Raw genomic sequence first — 17,534 nt, 5'->3', positions numbered from 1 at the left:
ACTTATGACGCAAATAACGAAAACCGCAGCGGTAGATTCTGTTCACGAAAACTCCAGCAAGAGCTCATTGCCCTTGGAGCAGTATGTGACTTGGGTGGTCGATCATCGGCGGTGGGTTATCGCCCTTGTGCTGGCTCTATCAGCTTTCTTCGGCTTTTTTGCAGCCAAACAGCAAGTCATCATCAATCCTGCCGCGGTTGTCCCGCAGAGCCATCCATACATAAAGGCCACCAACACCATCGAGAAAATCTTCGGATCGAAGTACCTCGTGGTAATAGGACTGACACCAACCCAGGGTGATGCACTGCAGCCGCAAGTGCTCGAAGCCGTAAAGCGCATTACGGACAAGCTATATGCCGCGCCATCGGTTACCAAGCAGACTCTACTTAGCCTCTCATCGCGGCAGGCCAAGAGTATCCGTGGTAACGCCGAAGGGTTTGAGGCAAAGCCTCTGCTCGATGACCAGATCCCCACGACAACCGATCAAATTAGTGCGTTAAGGTCGGCCATTGAAGCCAACCCGGTTTATCGAGATACGGTTATCTCCAGCGACTGGCGAACCGCTACGATCATGCTGGAGTTGAAGGAGAACCCTAACGGTTTCGGGGCGATGCTCTCGGATGTTCACCGGATCCTGAGCCAGGAGAACACGCCGGGCGTCGAGATTTCTTTGAGTGGAAACCCGGTGTTCCTGCAGCAGGCTGAAGTTTTTGCAGATCGGATCAACTGGCTGTTCCCCATCGCGGTGCTGGTGATTGGCTTGCTGCACTACGAGGCCTTCCGTACGCGCCAGGGATTGATTCTTCCCTTGGTGACGGCGTTGCTCTCAGTGGTTTGGGGCGTCGGCATCATGGGATTGATGAAGGTGCCGATGGATATCTTTAACTCGCCCACGCCAATCCTGATTCTTGCCATTGCGGCTGGGCACGCTGTTCAATTGCTCAAGCGCTACTACGAACACTTCATCGAATTGGTCAACGGACAGCACATTGCCCCAGAAGTGGCTAACCGGCTGGCGACGATTCAATCGCTCGCAGCAGTGGGGCCCGTTTTGGTGATCGCCGGTGGTGTCGCAGCTTTGGGTTTTTTCTCGTTGGTAGTGTTCGAGCTTGAAACCGTCCGGGCCTTCGGCATTTTCACTGGCATCGGCATCCTCGCCGCAGTGCTACTGGAATTCACTTTCACTCCGGCAGTTCGTGCCAGTCTGAAACCACCTTCGGCGGCACAGATTGATACCGAGACCAAACCGCGAATTTGGGATCGCCTGAGTGCTCGCATTGCTCATTTGGTGATCACGCCGCGTAGTCGTCGGTGGATCCTGGTGGCTTTCGTCGTACTGATAGGTGTTGCGATTGCTGGCTGGCCCAAGGTGCATGTCGATAACTCGAGCAAGAGTTTCTTCTCTGACTCACTGCCACTACAGCGGGACGATAACCTGCTGAACGCACAGACTGGCGGCACCAACGTTCTGTATGTAATGGTCGACACTGGGCAGGCCGACGGAGTGAAAGATCCACAGATCCTGAATGCTATTCGGGAGCTCCAGGCTGATGCCGCGAAGCGCTCGATCGTGGGTAAGACCTTGTCCATCGATGACTTTCTCCAGCGCATGCACGGCGCTGCATCTGGGGACACTGGTGCTATTAATCCACTACCTGATGATCGAAATCTGATTGCCCAGTACCTGTTCCTTTACTCGATGTCTGGCGACCCGGAAGACTTCTCGGCGCATGTCGATTATGACTACCAGCGAGCGAAGATCTCGATCATGTTGAGGACCAACAGCAACGCTGAAATTGATCGCCTGGTAAACGAGCTGCGTGAGGTTGCGAACCAGCGCTTCCCCAAAAATGTAACGGTTTCGTTCGGCGGGGAGGTGGCGCAGACACTGGCAGTAACCGATGTGATGGTGCACAGCAAACTGCTGAACATCGCGCAAATTCTCGGTGTGATTTTTGCGGTATCAGTTATTGCATTCCGTTCGTTCACCGCAGGCCTACTGGTGCTGTCGCCGCTACTTGTGGTTCTTTCGCTGGTCTTCGGCGTAATGGGCTACTTCGGTGTCCCTCTGAACATTCCCAACTCGTTGATCTCCGCCATGGCGGTAGGGATTGGCGCTGACTACGCGATCTATCTCATATACCGCATTGGTGAGTACACAGCCCAGGGCAAGGCCTTGCCTCAGGCCGTCGAAATGGCAATGAAAACCGCTGGTAAAGCCTGTCTGTTCGTTGCCACTGCTGTGGCAGGTGGCTATGCCGTCCTCATGTTCTCCTATGACTACAAGGTTCATATGTGGCTTTCTACTTTCATCGTGCTGGCTATGCTGGCAAGCGTGTTGGCAACTCTGACCCTCATTCCGAGCGCCATTCTGACCTTCAAACCAGCATTCATTTTCCAGCGTCGCTCGGGTGATCGTGGCGCAGTGCTGTTGATCATCCTTGCTGCTATCGGCTTCCTGACTTACTCACAGGTAGGTTGGTCTGCAGAGCTGGAGGCGAAGCAAATCATGGAGCGCAATGCTGCTGTAACTCGCTTCAGCACTTCCACGGCGGATGCAGAGTTTGTGCTGCAGACCAAAGATGGTGGTAAGCGCGTTCGCAAGTCGAACATGGCGTCGAAACTTCAGGAGAATGGGCAAGACACCATGCGTCTGGTTCGCTTCGAAGCGCCGGCAGACATTCGCGGGACCACGACTTTGCTTGTTGAACGCTCGGCCCAGGATGACGATATGTGGGTATACCTGCCGGCGATGAAACGTGTGCGTCGCCTAGTGGCCTCGAACAAAAAAGACAGCTTCATCGGTACTGACTTTAGCTATGGCGATGTTATGGGGCACAAGGTCGGCGACTGGAAGCACACCTTGCTCAGCCAGCAGGCACGTGACGGTGTTGAGCATTACGTCATTGAGTCGGTACCCGCTGAGGATAGCGTTCGCACTAACTCGGGATATGCCAAGCGCGTGACTTGGGTGCGCAAGGACAATTTCGCCACGACTTACGTGGAAGCCTCGGATGCCAGTGGGCAGCCTTACAAACAGTTCTCCTTCGCGGACATCCAGCTGGTTGATTCAGCGAATAGAAAGTGGCAGCCAATGAAAACCGAGGGCAAGAACCTGCAGAGTGGGCATACCACTACGATTACTTTCTCCAACTTCAAGGTCGGCGAATCGCTGAGCGACAGCCTCTTCTCCGCGAACAACATAGCTTCCAAATAAGGAGAGGAGATGAGCGGGTCCTTTTTGCCCTGGTGGCGGGCCGGTGTTGTCGCGTCCCTGATTATCTCCGCGTGTGCTTATGCCAGCGCTCCGGAAGTGACAGGTGAGGTCGCTTCAGGCGTGTGGTCATCCAACCGGATGTTGGATGACAAACACGCGGTGTCCTCCAATCGTGCCAAGCTCAAACTGGATTGGCAGGCGTCCGAAAGCCTGCAGTTGAACAGTGAGGTCTGGGCGCTATCGTCACCGGAGCGTCTGGATGAGAAGCGTGAAGACGCAGGAGTCAATGAGCTGTATGTGAAAAGCAGCGAGACGGTGTGCGCGCCTGCCCTGGGTAAAAAGCTGGTGATGTGGGGGCGTGCTGATGGGATCAATCCCACCGATCAGATTTCACCGAGCAACTACCGAAGGTTGACCCCTGAAACTACTGATCAGCGCACGGGAAACTGGGGGCTGCATCTGGACTGTGAGGTGGGCGCGGGAAAGCTGCAGATGCATGTATTGGATCGTTTTCAATTTAATGATGTGCCGCTGGAGAAGACACCTGGTGTTGTTTTCAGGGAGCAAGATCCGGATGTGCGTCCTACAGTTGCGGTGAAGTATGACGTGCTGGGCTCTGATGCTGATTGGTCGGTGAGTGTTATAGACGGTCATGACTTGTTTCCGACCTTTGCAGTACGAAATGCCACGCCTGAAGGCATCACGCTCGGTCAGCACGCTACTCGCATGCGCATGATCGGTAGCGACTTCACAATAGTCCGTGGGGAAATGGCGTATAGGGGAGAAATTGCTTGGGTGGATTTCGAGCAGTCATCGGATCCTGCTGTTGCCCGTCGACAGCCCTATACCTCAGCAATTGGTGGTGCTGAGTGGTATATCGGTGACCGCGAGACTGTTTCGTTACAGGGATTTTGGCGGCACTTGAGGTCAGTTTCGAGTCTGTCGAACAACCCGTTGCTTGCTCAGGTACAAGCGGCACAGGCGCTGATCAGCAATGAGCTCGACCGTGATCAGTATGGGATTACGCTCAGGTATGCCAAGCCACTGTTCGACTCAAAAGCCGACCTTGATCTCTTTGCGGTTTGGACTGAGCCTCGAAACGATTGGATGCTGCGAGGAAGACTCAAATACGCATTAACGGATTCGTGGCGGGTGAGCACCGGGTTCGACATCTTCAGAGGGCCCCAAGATTCCTTCCTTGGTCATTTGAGAACCAACTCATTAACGTTCGTTGAGGCAAGTTACATCTGGTGATACAGAGGCAGCAGCGCCAGTAGAGTCTAGTGTCTTCACCATGTAGACCGCCGAAGCAGGGCACAGCGCCGCGAACTCCGTCGAACTGGATATCGCTTCCGGTGCTTGGGATCGCTCCCTGCGTTCGTACCCTCGAGTTTGGAAAAAGTCTTCCGCCGTGTTTGTCAGAAGGTGAAGGTGCAAGGCTTCATCGGCCGCAGCTATACGCTCAAGTGCGTGTAGCAGCAATGTTCCTGCACCGACCTGCCTTTGAGCCGGAACAACGACCAGTGAGCGCAACAGTCGGTCGGGACCGTTTCCTTCAATTCCACCGTAGCCCAGCGTCGTATCTCCATAATGGAAGGAATAGAACATTCGATTGGGCTGCAGCAGGTCTTGGGTTGGTAATCCCGCCGAGTTCAGCTGAATCGCCAAACCGTCGATTTGGTCGACATCAAGTAGTCGAACAGAAATATCTGACTCGTTCATGGGGGGGCTCTGAAGAGAGACTGATTGGGGCTCAGTATAGGTCCGAGTTGAGGTTTGGCTTGATAAGCCGCCAGAGGCAGTCTGATATTAATATGTGCTTTACCGCATATGTGGTTTTTCGTATATTCGGTTTCCCGGATATTTTGGCCGCCACGCTAGTGAGCGTCCCCACCAAGAGGTCACATGCAGGAAACCTTGACGCCCCCCGCCGTTTTCAAGTGTTTGGCTGACGAAACTCGAGCTCGTATGACCTTGCTGATTGCAAGAGAGGGTGAGCTCTGTGTCTGCGAGCTCACCTGCGCACTCGATCAAAGCCAGCCGAAAATTTCCCGTCATCTCGCTCAGCTGCGAGAAGCCGGAATCTTGATGGATCGTCGTCAGGGACAGTGGGTGTATTACCGCCTGCACCCATCCTTGCCTGAGTGGGTTGGAACGATGCTGAACAGCGCCGTCGATGCTAATCAGGACTGGTTGAACACAGATGCCATGCGTCTCGCCGAGATGGGGGGAAGACCCCAAAACACGGCCGCTTGTGTTTGACCTCCCTTTTTTGCTGATTGAGTTGTGCTCATGTTGATCGCGTTTTTGATTTTTCTTGTGACGATAGTTCTCGTTATCTGGCAACCCAAGGGGCTTGGTGTAGGTTGGAGCGCAGCACTGGGGGCATTAGTTGCACTGCTGACTGGTGTGGTTAGCTTGTCTGATATTCCTGTGGTTTGGCAGATCGTGTGGAACGCCACTGGCACGTTTATCGCCGTCATCATCATTAGCTTGTTGCTGGACGAGGCGGGTTTTTTTGAATGGGCTGCTTTGCATGTGGCTCGGTGGGGCGCTGGTAGCAGTCGCAAACTGTTCGCCTTCATCATTTTGCTTGGGGCGGCCGTATCCGCATTGTTCGCCAATGATGGTGCGGCCTTGATCCTTACCCCTATCGTCATTGCGATGCTGCTGGCGTTGCGTTTTTCACCGGCGGCGACACTGGCATTCGTCATGGCTGCTGGTTTTATCGCCGACACCGCAAGCTTGCCTCTCGTAGTGTCCAATCTGGTCAACATCGTTTCAGCCGATTATTTCAACATCGGCTTCAGTGAGTACGCGTCGATCATGGTGCCGGTGAACCTGGTCAGCATTGCTGCCACTTTGGCCATGCTGCTGTGGTTCTTCCATAAGGACCTACCGCGCACCTATGACCTCGATCAACTCAAGGCACCCGAAGCTGCCATCCGCGACAGGGCTACCTTTATTGCTGGAGGGTGGGTACTCGGGCTTTTGTTGGTCGGCTTCTTCGTTATCGAGCCATTGGGCGTGCCAATCAGTGCCATTGCCGCAGTCTGCGCTTTGATCCTCTACTTGATCGCCGCGCGCGGCCATGTCATCTCGACACGTAAGGTACTCAAGGAGGCGCCCTGGCAGGTCGTAGTGTTCTCGCTTGGCATGTACCTGGTGATCTACGGCTTACGTAACGCCGGCCTCACAGATTATCTATCGCAGATCCTGAATGTGTTTGCTGGCTATGGCATATGGGGCGCTTCCCTGGGTACGGGGTTACTCGCCGCAGGACTGTCTTCTGTTATGAACAACATGCCCACCGTCTTGGTGGGGGCGCTATCGATACATTCCTCTGAGGCTACTGGTGTTGTTCAACAAGCCATGATTTACGCCAACATCATCGGCTGTGACCTCGGGCCAAAAATAACCCCGATCGGTAGCTTGGCCACCTTGCTATGGCTGCATGTGTTGGCCCGCAAGAGCATCGTTATTACCTGGGGCTACTACTTCCGCACAGGCATCGTCCTGACACTACCTATTCTGCTTGCCACCCTGGCCGCTTTGGCAATCCGCCTGAGCTTCTGAACCGGAGATAATTAATGAAAGTCTTGTTCATGTGCACCCACAACAGCTGCCGCAGCATATTGTCTGAAGCACTGTTCAATCTCTTGGCGCCCGAGGTAATGGAAGCTGTGAGCTCGGGAAGTTTTCCAAGTGGCAAGGTCAATGCTCAGGCGTTGAAGACTCTGGAAGCCGCCGGCATTTCTACCGAAGGCCTATCAAGCAAGGCTTCGGATGCATTTGAAAGTTCGCCACCGGACATCGTCATTACAGTTTGCGATCGTGCGGCAGGCGAGGCTTGCCCGATTTTCTTCGGCCCTTCTCTCAAAGCCCATTGGGGCTTGGCTGATCCATCCGTCGCGACCGGTAGCGAAGCGGAGATCGAAGCCGCGTTCCAAGTGACGCTAGCCAAGATCGAGGAACGGGTCCGCGCATTCATAGCTCTGCCTGTAAGGCAAATGGGTGTGGATGACCTCAAAGCAGCGCTCGACCGCATCGGTACTCTCTAACCATTGGATTTAAGGAGATTGGAATGAACGACGTCTTGCCAAACATCCAGCCAGAGCTGGTTGATCTACCCTCGCTGGAGCAACTTCAGCCGAAGGAACCGTCTGCTCACAAGCCGCGGATTCTGCTGCTCTACGGGTCTACCCGTGAACGTTCCTTCAGCCGGTTGATGGTGCAGGAGGCTTCTCGCCTGCTGGAGCAATTCGGCGCCGAAACCCGAATCTTCGATCCATCGGGTTTGCCGTTACCGGACGATGCGCCGGACTCCCATGAGAAGGTTCGCGAGCTTCGTGAGCTTATGCAGTGGTCCGAGGGCCAGGTCTGGTGCTCCCCAGAACGACATGGCTCTATGAGCGCGGTGTTCAAAGCACAAATTGACTGGGTACCGCTGGCGATGGGAGCTGTCCGTCCCACCCAAGGCAAGACATTGGCAGTACTGCAGGTCTGTGGTGGTTCGCAATCTTTCAACGTGGTGAACCAACTCCGGGTGCTGGGCCGCTGGATGCGTATGTTCACCATCCCCAACCAATCCTCGGTACCAAAGGCATTTCTGGAGTTTGACGACGCAGGTCGGATGAAACCGTCCTCCTATTACGACCGATTGGTTGATGTGATGGAGGAGCTGATGAAGTTCACGTTGCTTCTGCGAGATCGTCAAGACTACTTGGTTGATCGGTACTCCGAACGCAAGGAGTCGGCCGAGGCACTTTCAAAGCGGGTCAACCAGCGTGCCATTTGAAGTTATCAGTATGTCGCACCCGTATTCGATGAAATTGTTACCGCACAAAGGCGGTGAGCTTCGAGCAGGTTCGTTCTGCAAGAGAATGTGCAAGGTAATGTAGATGAAGGCGGTCAAGTGAGATTCGTGGGCTGCCTACCTATAGCTATTCGAGCGACAGATCAGTAGTTCTCGACTGTTCCCTAATCGCTTCCACACCAATAGGGCAGTGAGTCGATAATAATACCGGGTAGCGTCGGACTGGTCTTTCAGGTGTTGAGTGAGAAACCAGCGCACATGCTTGAGTTGCCAGGTCCAGGGATTATCTCGCTGCCACCGCTGTTGAATGGCCGCTTGCATGATTCGGGCTTGCCGAAGATGGCGTTGACGGGTGGCCAGCGAGCCGGTCAGAACGCCGCTCAGGAACAGCGCAATGTCGAAGGGTTTGGTCATGCTTTGCCTCCAATGTAGGCCGCAACCACATCGATGCGGTGATGACCGAGCTCAAGGCTGATCTGTTGGCGCGCCCGTTGATCAAGGTCGCGGTCATGGCGATAGCCGTGGCCACCATTGATTGGTGCGGCGTGGCCCGTGATCTTCTCGTAACGTTCGCAAGCGTAGGCCGCTCGCAATTCATGAAAGCCCTTCAACCCTTGTTTATGCAGTATTTCGCGGGCAGAGCGCACGGTCTGTTGCAGGAGCGTGGCGTAGCTTTCATCTCGGGCCAGCAAGTTGCGGCTGCCGGCCGGTGATGCGCTTTGAGCCAGCAGTAACGCGCTTTTCACTTGTTCATTAGCCGCGACCCATCGCGGCGCTGAAGCACCTGAGCGGCCGCCTTTAGTGCCGTCCTGGATGTTGATTCGACCAAACCTCTCGGCTTCACGTTGTAATCGAGGCAGATCAGCCAGGATCGCTTCGCGCAAACGCATGCCGGTTTCGCGAGCTAAGTGCACGATGGCGCAGACGCGATGGTGTCCTTGATTGCGAAGTGACTGAGTAATGCGCTCAATCTGCTGCCGATCCTGGCCTTGTGGCGCGACGGTGCGGATCGTCGAGCGCTGCTGCCCTAACGTCTGGCTCGGGCTCGGGACTTTCACATACTGATCACCGCGCAGCGCCGCGAGTGTGCGGTTGACGCTGGACAATCGGTTTTGCGCGGTGGCGATGCTGAGGTCACCGTGGTCGATTTGCTGACGCAGGTACTGGGCATAGTTGAACAGCGTTTGTCGATCAATTTGCCGCGCATCGTTGTAGCCCGGACCCTCTTCTGATCGACACCAGCGCACGAACGCCTGCCAGCGATCGCTGTGGGTTTTGACCGTAGCAAAATGGCCACCGCCGAATAAGTCCTTGAGTGCCTGCGGACCGGCGTAACTCAATTGGCGGCCATAACCAAAGTTACGACCGTCACGCCTGCCGACCAGGGCCATCCTGGAACTCCTCCTCATGCTGGCGCAGGTATGCCAATAGCTCGCGCCACTGGCCGCTCACAGGGGGGAGTTGGCCCCAGTCACTGGGACGAAAACACAGCCGGTTGTCCTGGCAGAACAACTCGGCACCTTCCCGGTGTAGGCGCTCAACCAGATCGCTGATGTGTGAACTGTTGCCTTGCGTAGCCTTCCCGCTTGCGTGGGCTTGGCCGAGAAAGTCCCAAGAGAGCGGCTTGCAGCGGCGACAGTCGCCACTTCTGTCGCCATGCTGCAGACCAGGTATTACGCGAGTTGTCGCCGGTGTCGCCGCTGTCGCCAAATCAACCATCACTCTATCTGGGAGTCATTTTCGGTTACCGGCGGTGTCCGGTGAGCGCTCACCGTATAGGCACGACATTGCAGTTCCTGGTGTCATTGATGGCAGTTGCCGACAGACTGCCCGTTGCTGCTTTTTTGATGTGCTCACTCCACCAAGCCATCATTGGTCTCCGGCGTTCGATGTAGTCCGCCCGGTTGTAGGCGCTCCGAACTTCGTCCTTATCGACATGCGCCAACGCGACTTCGATCAGCTCGGGGTCCCAGCCATGTTCGTTCAGGATAGTGCTGGCCATGGAGCGCATGCCGTGACTGACCAAGCGGTCCTGAAAGCCCATGCGTTTTAACGCCATGTTGGCGGTCTGGCTATTGGCGTGGGTGCGCGGGTTTCTATCTGCCGGGAATACGTATTCTCTGTGGCCGCTGTGGGGCTTGAGTGTCTCCAGTAGTGCGAGTGCCTGTTCCGTCAGCGGGATGGTGTGCGGGCGACGCTTTTTCATGCGCTCCGGTGGGATGGTCCAAATGCGTTTGTCGAAGTCGATGTCTACCCACCGAGTGGTGGCCGCTTCGGCAGGGCGGGTCATGGTGTGCAGCTGCCATTCGATCAGGCAGCGCGTAACCCGCTTGATGTTGGCATTTGCGATTTCCATCATGAGTTCCGGAAGCTCGTCAGGCCGTAGCGCGGCCATGTTCTCTTTCTTGGGTTTCTTGAACACCGCCCGAATGCCACTGAGGGGGTTCGCAAAGATCAGTCCTGAATTGACCCCGTAGGTCATGATCTCGTTAAGGCGCTGGCTCAGCCGCTTCACTGTTTCGAGGCTGCCTTTGGCCTCGATTGGGCGAAGTAGCTCGATGACAATCGGTGCGGTAATTTTCGAGAGCGGCGTTGTTTTCAGGTCTGGAAATACATGCAGCGTGAGCGATCGCCAAATGTCTTCGGCGTACGCCGGCGTGACGGAGTCCTTCTTCAGCTCGAACCAGGTGGTGGCCACGTTTTCAAACGTGTGTTCCGTCTCCGCTCGTTTGGCTTCGTCCTGTGCATTGCGTTGCACTTTGGGATCAATGCCTTGTGCAAGCAGCTCGCGTGCTTCCACCACTTTCTTCCTGGCGTTCGCTAGCGAGAGCTCTGGGTACGTGCCCAGCCCCATATTGATACGATTTTTTGTTACCGGCTCGCGGTAATTGAAGTTCCACAGCATCGAGCCATTGCTCCTGACCCGGAGCTGAAGGCCGTCACCATCGCTGAGGACGTAATCCTTGTCTTTTGCCTTGACTGCCTTGAGCTGGCGGTCAGAGAGGCGGAGGGCTGGAGCAGGCATGAGAGCTACCTCTGACACCGTTTTGGTATTCCAAAAAATAGCACCGGAGAGCTTGGAATACCATTTGGAATACCCAAACGGCTGGAACTCAAAAAACCTTTGAGGAGCTCAATAGCCCTGAAACCCTTGATTTCACTGGATTTCAGGCACAAAAAAAGACGTCCGTGGACGTCTTTAGATGATGAAGTGGTGGGCCGGGGGCGTTTGAACCGACCTTAAATGTCCCTGCAAACGTTGGGTTTGGCGTGGGTGTGTGAATCAAGGCATACACAGTGGCATACACGCTGCTGGTTGCTGTGCCGTGTCGGGCAAGAAAAATTACCAGTAATCACATTCCTGCATCTGATCGTTACGCGTAACGCTGGCGGTTGGAATCCTCGTTGAGCATCTGAACCCGCGTCCAACATTCCAAAAGTACCTTGCGTAACGAGCATACCAACTTAGGCCAACCTGACAGTTGTGGTGTCAGGGGGGCAGATTCAGCCTTCGTTGCATCGGATCTGGGGTGGAACCCTTATTGGCTGGGGCTTTTGTTGCTTTCACTAAACAACAACCAACCTCTGTAAATAGGTCATACATAGACATACGGCGGGGCCCGAATTACCCCCTATGGGGGTGGCGTCCGGGAGTACCTTTTGGAAATTGGAGGGGCGAGCCCTGTCAGCCATTCACGACGTCTGCGCGGTCATCCATTCGTGCAACTTTTCCCCAGTCGTGCCCTTTTTATGCAGTCGTGCCCATGTTCAAGGGTGGGCACAACTGAGGGCACAAGGGCACGACTGGGCAAAAGCGCTTGGCTCAAACGTCCGTCCACTGGGTGAACTGCCCCCAGAGCGCTGGGGGCTGAGGCGCCCGGGCGCTATCATTCTGCATCCTCCCTTGGGATGGATACTGAGAATCGCTGGAGGCCACGTTGATACTGGTCTGCGTGGGTGATGCCTCTACCGCGTGTCCCGCATATGTCCCACCGTGCAAGGCAGTGAAGCCGTGGTGGTCGAGGTGGTTGTGCCACGTCTCCAGAGCCTTGCGCTTCATGCCCTCGGCAGTGGTGTGGATGTAGGTCGCATCCAGGTCTTTCATGGCGTGGTTCAGCAGCATTTCGCCCACCATGTAATCCACGCCTAGATCAGCCCAGGCGGTACGAGCCACTTTGCGCAGGTCATGGCTCGACCATGAACCCTTGGCCAAACCGGCAAACAGGGTGCTGGCGTTGGTGGCACTAATCGCCGTACCAGTGCGTCCAGGGAACAGGAGCGGCCCTTGATACCCTGCTGCGTTCTGCAGGGTCCGGTAACGCTCGATCAGGGCGCAGGCTTGCTCGGTCAGTGGCAGCGTGTGCTCGGCTTTGGTCTTGGTGTCCGGTGCGGGGATAAACCACTGGCGGGTGGTGAGGTTTAGGTTCTTCCAACGAGCCAGCCGCGTTTCGCCCAGTCGGGTGCCATGACAGAGCATCATCAACGCGAGCATCGATTCCAGCGGTGCACGCTCGATCCGTTCGGTCAGGTCTTGCAGTAGCGTTGGTAGGTCATCACCGCGTAACCGGGCGGGCTTGGGCTTGATGCGGGTCTGTACGAAGTCGGTGTACTTGAGGTCGGCCATGGGATTGACGGTGATCAGGCCAAGGCGCATGGCCTGCCGGAAGGCGACCGCCAGCACGCCATACACCGAACGCACGAATGACAACGCGTAACGCTCTTGCATGGGCCACATCAGCAGGCGGTCGAGACTGGCACGGTCAAGGTTTGCCAGCGTGACATCCTGAAGGCGTGGTACCAGATGACAGCGCAAGGCTGACTGAACACTGGCTTTTCGTTTGACCGACAACCCCCGGTCCCGCCCCATACGATCGGCGTACCAGGTCAGCACCTCTCCAACGGTGCGCCAGGCGGTGGTGGTGGAGGCTGCGTTGGGATCGACTGCGCGTCGTGCCAGGATCGTGGGCAGTGTGCTAATCATCAGTTTGGCACTGATGCTGGGATAATTACCGGCTTTGCCCCACTTGCCACGCACGACGACATGCCAGGCGCCCTTGTTGCGGTCGGTGGTGGAGTAGCGGAATCGGAGTTCGGGGTGACGGATGTCGCGCAGTTGACGAATTTCGCCGCCAGTGTGGCGGCGAATCTCGGCATCACTGATCACGACCGTCAGGGTCTTGAGGTCGGGACAAGGCATAGGTGATGGCTTCGTATAGGTGCGAAACTTAGACGGCTTTCGCGCGAGCCAGGCCGCGATAATCCAGCGGAGCCACACCGGCATCGATACGCACCTTGAGGCTAACACCGTCCACAGACCACCCTACTTGCTCCTCCAAATAAGGTGTGTCGACGCCCTCCAGGTAGGCCACTTCGATGGTGTCCGACCCTTGCTCCGCCGCGACGAACCAGTACGGTGTAGACAGTCGATCCAGTCGGCTTTCGACGATTAGCTGGCCCATCTTGCTGACAGGGTTGGCGATTCCGCTGTTGGTCTCTGGCCCTGGCACCGACGTACTGTTCAGCACCTGCATGGCGGCTGACTCAAGGCCGGCCGGGACAATGACAAAAGCGGGTGAGATATTCAGCGCTGTATCGAAGTCATCTTTCTGCAAGCGCATCTTGCGGCGCAGTTCGCCCAGGATCGCAGGGGACATAGCGGCGCCGGTTTCGTCGATGTTGCCGTGATCGGCACTGAACAATGGCTTGCCGTCGACGAAGGCCGCGTTGGTGGTCAGCACTGAATAAACCAAGTCGCCAATGGTGCGGCTTGCCGAACGGCCCAGGTGGGCAGGAAGCGCGCTGAATGCGCTCAAGTCATCATTGATGATCGCCTGGCGGGTAATGCTGAACAGTCCGCCATAGGTCGCGAGAGCGATCGGTGCGCCCCGGTCGTTGCAGGTCACGTATTTGTACTCAGCCCCTTCTAGGACTTTCGGCAACGTTGGGAAGCCGGACATGCCAACTCGGCGCGCAGGGTTGAAGTTGCTCAGCGAGCCTTTTTTGGTCCAGCGTTGGAACGTCTCGCCGCTGGACTCCCAGCCCCGCAGCATGGCTTTTTCGGAAACGCTCATCAGCACATTACCGAAGTCGCTGGTGGTGTGTGTAAAGGCTGCCCCCACCAACTGCATTTTCGAGCCGTAACTGGCCACGCCTACACCACGTTCGGTGAGAGACGCGCGAGCCATCTCAGCCAAGGTCATGGTTCGATAAGGGTTGTTGGCATCCTGAGCTTGAGCGATACCGAGGCGCGTGCTCAGGGCATCGATCATGCCGTCACGGACGATGTTGCCATTACTAACATGGCCATACGTGTAAGGGACTTGGCTACTGATTGGAGTGGTGCCTTCGCCGATGGCTGCCATCAGCTTTTCACGGGCTTGGTCAATGCTATAGGTCATGAACTCTTTACTCGCTTGTAGGCGCTGAACGCTTTCGTGTCTTGCAAAGGATCCGATAAGTGCGTTGAGCTTTTGGCGGTGGACTTCTCGGCTGTCAGTTAGCCGCTGGAGAGATTGCGTTGCGGCTTCTGGCGCCTGAACAACCGTGGCCAAAAATGACATTGCTGTCGCTGCCAGACGTGGCTTGCTGCGCTCGGCGTTGTCTACACGATGGGCAAAACCAGCTTCGACGGCTTCATAGGCGTTGAACCAGGTTTCGGCTCCCATGATTGCCACTACCTTTTCTCCGCTAAGGCCTGTTCGCGCGGTATAAAGCGCGGCCATTTCGCGGCTGGCCACGTCAAGGGTATCGGCAGTTTTACGCATCTTGGTGGCATCGCCAGATGTAACGGTCCACGGGTTGTGAACCATCATCAAGCTGTGCTCGGCCATCACGATTTCATCGGCGGCCAGCGCCACGATGGTGGCCGCACTGGCACACAAACCATCGACGACAGCAGTGACATGGCCCTGGTGCTTATTCAGGATGCTGTAGATCGCCAGGGCGTCGGTTACGCTGCCGCCAGGGCTATTGATATGGACGGTTAGCGGCAGTTGGCCGACCACCATGGCCTTGACCTTTTGAGCGGTGACTTCGTCGATCACGTCATAGATTTGAATGTCCATGCTCAGCCCTCGCTGCTGGCGTCGTCATCGCTAGCGGGCTGTTGTTCCCAGGGGCGCGGCATGGGAGCGGCGACATGGTCGCACCACTTGCGGATAGCGTGGCGGGCCAGGGCGGGCAGAGAGAACATTGGGGCGTGCTCACCGGCTTCGGCATCAAGGCGGCGTTTTAGTTGTTCGAGGTTGCGAATGCAGTCTTCGTCCAAGTGAATGGTCATGCGTTTTTCGGCCATGGGGTTTCTCCGTAAGCTTTCTGAACTGCTGATAAATGTCAGCAATGTGAGAACGCACACATTGGAGAAACAGCCATGGCCACTCAACGCGGTAAATCTTCGTTTTTATGCGGTTTCCGTAACGAATTTGCTGATATCTGCGATTTTATAAAACCTTCGATTACCTCGGCGGACGTACGGAAGTGGCGATTGACCAGCTGACGCCATTTGGCGGAAGTATGAAGGTGTGTATCCCAGCAGCTTGGCGGTGGCGTTCTCCGGCACCAGGCCGCCGAGCAGGGGAGCAACATCCATCTGCTGCAAACGGGTGTAGATTTCGTCCTCAACACTCACGGTGTCACCTCCGCATCAGGCCAGCGCCAACGAACCTCAGCCAGCGCTTCGTTACGCGTAACGGGTACACCCACCATCGTGCATATAGGTCTTTCGCCCCGAACTACTCTCCAGTGGCAGCGGCGCTCAATCCCATCATTCGCAGCCAGCTCGGCCAGTAACTCAAGACGATGTGCGCGGATATATTTTTGCAGGTCATCCGTGACCCGCGACCTGGGCGATACCACCACTCGATTTCCCTTCTGGCGCGCCGACAAACCGTGCTGCGCTAAATAGTCGATGGCGGTGCTCATATCGCCACCTCATCCGCACTCAGCTCGGCTTCCAAGGGTGCATCCATAGCTGGCCTTTTTTCCCTGTGAGGAAAGGCCGCGTAATCACCCGTCGCTTGAGGGAGTGACCAGGTGACCACGGTGTCTGCGCCAAACCCTGCCCTGGCAGTAGTGATCGACAGATGTTCTCGCGCATTCCTGATCTGCTTTTGCGTATACCCGTTGCCCACCATCAGGTTTTTCGCTTCTTTTCCCGTCAGTGGTCCAGCGCTCAGGATTCGCCGCAAGGCTTCCGCTGGATTGTCGCTGTCATCCAGACGCTCTTCGTCGCAGGCTTCGGCGTCGCCGAGGATGTCGCGAGCACTCCCTTCGATAACATCACCCCACACCACACGGGTGGCCTCGATCCCGCCGCCGATGTCGCAAGGCTCGATAGTGTAAGAGACGCCGCCTTCATCGGTGCCGATGTTGGACTTCGCCCGGGCCAGCACTCGCATGTCGGTGCCTTCCTGTTTAGCTGCCACGAGCACCGTCCTTGCCAGCGCCGAGAATGCCTGTGAACCGATCACTCGATCTGCCGGTGATGATCCTGCACCTCCCTTGGCAAAGTGGGAGATTCCCACCACCGCACAGAGATTCTGTTCAGCAAAGTCCACCACGCCTTGCAGGGCTCGACGCACGTCATTGGCTTTGTGCATATCACCCTTCACCGCGCTGACGATGGGGTCGAGCATCAGTAGCGACACCCCGCCGATTTCGTTTGCGGTCGCCCTCAGCAAGGCAATGTCGTTGGCCGGGTCGAACGGGTCAGCCTCTCCCTGGGCATTGGTGCGGCCTTGGATGATGTGGACCCGGTTTAGATCTGCGCCAGCAGCGGCCAGTCGAGGCACCAACGTGTCGGCGGGGTCATCCTCACTCGACCAGATCAGGGCGTTACCGGGCTCGCTGCAACGGCTGCCGTCCGGCCAACGCCCACCCGTAGTGATGGTTGCGATCAGGCTGATCAGCAGCGTGGTTTTCCCGGTACCGCCAGCGCCTGCCAAAATGTGCAACTTTCCTTTGGCCAGCCAACCAGGCCACAACCAGCGAATGGCCACCGGCTTGATGCTCGCGGCGCTCACGGTGTTCACCTTCCATACGGCGGGGCCGTCGGCCTTCGCCCACTGTTCTGCAAAACGATCTTGAGCACTCATTTGACCCCCAGGCGTTGCTTGGCGAGGTTGAAGCGCTGTAGATCGTCGCCAGACAACTTTCCGTCATCGAGCAGCGACTGTCCGATTAGGTATACGGCGCGCTCATGATTAATCGCGGCAGCACTGGGGCCGCGGCGTTCGCGCTTTACGCCTGGGAATAGATCACGCAACTCCAAACCGATAGCGGAAACAATGTCCTGAGCTGTACATCCGGCCCAGCACTTGAGCAAAACAGTACCATCTGATGTTTCAGTTATTGCCAGGCTTGGAGACTTGTCGTCATGCGCGGGGCAGCGCGCTTTCCATTTGTTAGTGCCAGTAGATTTAACTTTGTCGAGGCAGCTAAGTACTTTTTCCAGGCAAGCCGATCCCGCCAGCGCAACTGGGCGCTGATTTAAAGTTTTCATAA

At 56.3% G+C, this 17,534-nt stretch carries 17 protein-coding genes; 6 read left to right on the top strand and 11 right to left on the bottom strand.

The window, feature by feature from the left end; translation table 11 throughout:
* Positions 1-4 precede the first annotated feature (4 nt).
* Both WLY71_RS02500 and WLY71_RS02495 read left to right on the top strand, forming a co-directional pair.
* The gene (locus WLY71_RS02500; protein WP_347802363.1) at positions 5-3,217 is read left to right on the top strand and encodes an outer membrane lipoprotein-sorting protein; all 3,213 of its coding nucleotides are present in this window, start codon (positions 5-7) and stop codon (positions 3,215-3,217) included.
* A 9-nt stretch (positions 3,218-3,226) separates the two neighbouring features.
* A complete protein-coding gene (locus WLY71_RS02495; RefSeq protein ID WP_347802362.1) occupies positions 3,227-4,471 on the top strand; it encodes a hypothetical protein in 1,245 nt (414 codons plus the stop codon).
* Here the strand turns inward: WLY71_RS02495 and arsN2 are convergent.
* Positions 4,439-4,939, bottom strand: coding sequence for an arsenic resistance N-acetyltransferase ArsN2 (arsN2, locus tag WLY71_RS02490; RefSeq protein ID WP_080772026.1), 501 nt, complete (start codon positions 4,937-4,939; stop codon positions 4,439-4,441). The genes WLY71_RS02495 and arsN2 overlap by 33 nt on opposite strands.
* Positions 4,940-5,122: 183 nt before the next feature.
* On the opposite strand from arsN2, the gene WLY71_RS02485 reads away from it, so the two are divergent.
* The 4 genes from WLY71_RS02485 to arsH are packed head-to-tail and all read left to right on the top strand — an operon-like array spanning position 5,123 to position 8,015.
* On the top strand, positions 5,123-5,479 hold the full coding sequence (locus tag WLY71_RS02485; RefSeq protein WP_038978877.1) for a metalloregulator ArsR/SmtB family transcription factor: 357 nt from the start codon (positions 5,123-5,125) through the stop codon (positions 5,477-5,479).
* 30 nt (positions 5,480-5,509) lie between these two features.
* On the top strand, positions 5,510-6,793 hold the full coding sequence (locus tag WLY71_RS02480; RefSeq protein WP_347802361.1) for an arsenic transporter: 1,284 nt from the start codon (positions 5,510-5,512) through the stop codon (positions 6,791-6,793).
* Between the two features lie 14 nt (positions 6,794-6,807).
* Positions 6,808-7,278, top strand: a complete 471-nt coding sequence (locus WLY71_RS02475) for an arsenate reductase ArsC (RefSeq protein WP_347802360.1) — start codon at positions 6,808-6,810, stop codon at positions 7,276-7,278.
* Positions 7,279-7,301: 23 nt separating this feature from the next.
* A complete protein-coding gene (gene arsH, locus WLY71_RS02470) occupies positions 7,302-8,015 on the top strand; it encodes an arsenical resistance protein ArsH (protein WP_123719522.1) in 714 nt (237 codons plus the stop codon).
* Between the two features lie 135 nt (positions 8,016-8,150).
* On the opposite strand, the gene WLY71_RS02465 is transcribed toward arsH, so the two are convergent.
* From WLY71_RS02465 to WLY71_RS02420, 10 genes are all read right to left on the bottom strand, one after another.
* A complete protein-coding gene (locus WLY71_RS02465) occupies positions 8,151-8,447 on the bottom strand; it encodes a hypothetical protein (RefSeq protein ID WP_217857583.1) in 297 nt (98 codons plus the stop codon).
* Complete coding sequence (locus tag WLY71_RS02460) at positions 8,444-9,424, bottom strand: integrase domain-containing protein (protein WP_347802359.1); 981 nt, start codon at positions 9,422-9,424, stop codon at positions 8,444-8,446. The genes WLY71_RS02465 and WLY71_RS02460 overlap by 4 nt, the downstream gene beginning before the upstream one ends.
* Positions 9,425-9,801: 377 nt before the next feature.
* On the bottom strand, positions 9,802-11,058 hold the full coding sequence (locus WLY71_RS02455; protein WP_347802358.1) for an integrase domain-containing protein: 1,257 nt from the start codon (positions 11,056-11,058) through the stop codon (positions 9,802-9,804).
* 798 nt (positions 11,059-11,856) lie between these two features.
* Complete coding sequence (locus WLY71_RS02450; RefSeq protein WP_347802357.1) at positions 11,857-13,230, bottom strand: tyrosine-type recombinase/integrase; 1,374 nt, start codon at positions 13,228-13,230, stop codon at positions 11,857-11,859.
* A 28-nt stretch (positions 13,231-13,258) separates the two neighbouring features.
* Positions 13,259-15,097 (bottom strand): ClpP-like prohead protease/major capsid protein fusion protein, encoded by a 1,839-nt coding sequence (locus tag WLY71_RS02445; protein ID WP_347802356.1) that lies wholly within the window; start codon positions 15,095-15,097, stop codon positions 13,259-13,261.
* 2 nt (positions 15,098-15,099) lie between these two features.
* On the bottom strand, positions 15,100-15,327 hold the full coding sequence (locus WLY71_RS02440; protein WP_347802355.1) for a ribbon-helix-helix domain-containing protein: 228 nt from the start codon (positions 15,325-15,327) through the stop codon (positions 15,100-15,102).
* A 105-nt stretch (positions 15,328-15,432) separates the two neighbouring features.
* Positions 15,433-15,660, bottom strand: a complete 228-nt coding sequence (locus WLY71_RS02435) for a DNA-binding protein (protein ID WP_231987141.1) — start codon at positions 15,658-15,660, stop codon at positions 15,433-15,435.
* Positions 15,657-15,953, bottom strand: a complete 297-nt coding sequence (locus tag WLY71_RS02430; RefSeq protein WP_347802354.1) for a hypothetical protein — start codon at positions 15,951-15,953, stop codon at positions 15,657-15,659. The genes WLY71_RS02435 and WLY71_RS02430 overlap by 4 nt, the downstream gene beginning before the upstream one ends.
* Complete coding sequence (locus WLY71_RS02425) at positions 15,950-17,125, bottom strand: AAA family ATPase (protein ID WP_347802353.1); 1,176 nt, start codon at positions 17,123-17,125, stop codon at positions 15,950-15,952. Before WLY71_RS02425 ends, WLY71_RS02430 begins: the two co-directional genes overlap by 4 nt.
* Positions 17,122-17,532 carry a virulence-associated protein E gene (locus tag WLY71_RS02420; protein ID WP_347802352.1) on the bottom strand — a complete coding sequence of 137 codons (411 nt, stop codon included), beginning with the start codon at positions 17,530-17,532 and terminating at the stop codon, positions 17,122-17,124. Before WLY71_RS02420 ends, WLY71_RS02425 begins: the two co-directional genes overlap by 4 nt.
* Between the last annotated feature and the right edge of the window lie 2 nt (positions 17,533-17,534).

It is taken from the genome of Pseudomonas rossensis (assembly GCF_039888995.1).
Classification (GTDB): Bacteria; Pseudomonadota; Gammaproteobacteria; order Pseudomonadales; family Pseudomonadaceae; genus Aquipseudomonas; species Aquipseudomonas rossensis.
The sequence above is the reverse complement of the archived record's forward strand: the minus strand, read 5'-3'. Positions and strand labels throughout refer to the sequence as shown.

What these genes read in the sequence shown, in the direction of transcription:
- WLY71_RS02455 (WP_347802358.1), bottom strand. Translation starts at nt 11,058, where the DNA reads ATGCCTGCTCCAGCCCTCCGCCTCTCTGACCGCCAGCTCAAGGCAGTC.
- WLY71_RS02485 (WP_038978877.1), top strand. Translation starts at nt 5,123, where the DNA reads ATGCAGGAAACCTTGACGCCCCCCGCCGTTTTCAAGTGTTTGGCTGAC.
- WLY71_RS02465 (WP_217857583.1), bottom strand. Translation starts at nt 8,447, where the DNA reads ATGACCAAACCCTTCGACATTGCGCTGTTCCTGAGCGGCGTTCTGACC.
- WLY71_RS02430 (WP_347802354.1), bottom strand. Translation starts at nt 15,953, where the DNA reads ATGAGCACCGCCATCGACTATTTAGCGCAGCACGGTTTGTCGGCGCGC.
- WLY71_RS02425 (WP_347802353.1), bottom strand. Translation starts at nt 17,125, where the DNA reads ATGAGTGCTCAAGATCGTTTTGCAGAACAGTGGGCGAAGGCCGACGGC.
- WLY71_RS02460 (WP_347802359.1), bottom strand. Translation starts at nt 9,424, where the DNA reads ATGGCCCTGGTCGGCAGGCGTGACGGTCGTAACTTTGGTTATGGCCGC.
- arsH (WP_123719522.1), top strand. Translation starts at nt 7,302, where the DNA reads ATGAACGACGTCTTGCCAAACATCCAGCCAGAGCTGGTTGATCTACCC.
- WLY71_RS02480 (WP_347802361.1), top strand. Translation starts at nt 5,510, where the DNA reads ATGTTGATCGCGTTTTTGATTTTTCTTGTGACGATAGTTCTCGTTATC.
- WLY71_RS02445 (WP_347802356.1), bottom strand. Translation starts at nt 15,097, where the DNA reads ATGGACATTCAAATCTATGACGTGATCGACGAAGTCACCGCTCAAAAG.
- WLY71_RS02495 (WP_347802362.1), top strand. Translation starts at nt 3,227, where the DNA reads ATGAGCGGGTCCTTTTTGCCCTGGTGGCGGGCCGGTGTTGTCGCGTCC.
- WLY71_RS02475 (WP_347802360.1), top strand. Translation starts at nt 6,808, where the DNA reads ATGAAAGTCTTGTTCATGTGCACCCACAACAGCTGCCGCAGCATATTG.
- WLY71_RS02450 (WP_347802357.1), bottom strand. Translation starts at nt 13,230, where the DNA reads ATGCCTTGTCCCGACCTCAAGACCCTGACGGTCGTGATCAGTGATGCC.
- WLY71_RS02440 (WP_347802355.1), bottom strand. Translation starts at nt 15,327, where the DNA reads ATGGCCGAAAAACGCATGACCATTCACTTGGACGAAGACTGCATTCGC.
- arsN2 (WP_080772026.1), bottom strand. Translation starts at nt 4,939, where the DNA reads ATGAACGAGTCAGATATTTCTGTTCGACTACTTGATGTCGACCAAATC.
- WLY71_RS02420 (WP_347802352.1), bottom strand. Translation starts at nt 17,532, where the DNA reads ATGAAAACTTTAAATCAGCGCCCAGTTGCGCTGGCGGGATCGGCTTGC.
- WLY71_RS02500 (WP_347802363.1), top strand. Translation starts at nt 5, where the DNA reads ATGACGCAAATAACGAAAACCGCAGCGGTAGATTCTGTTCACGAAAAC.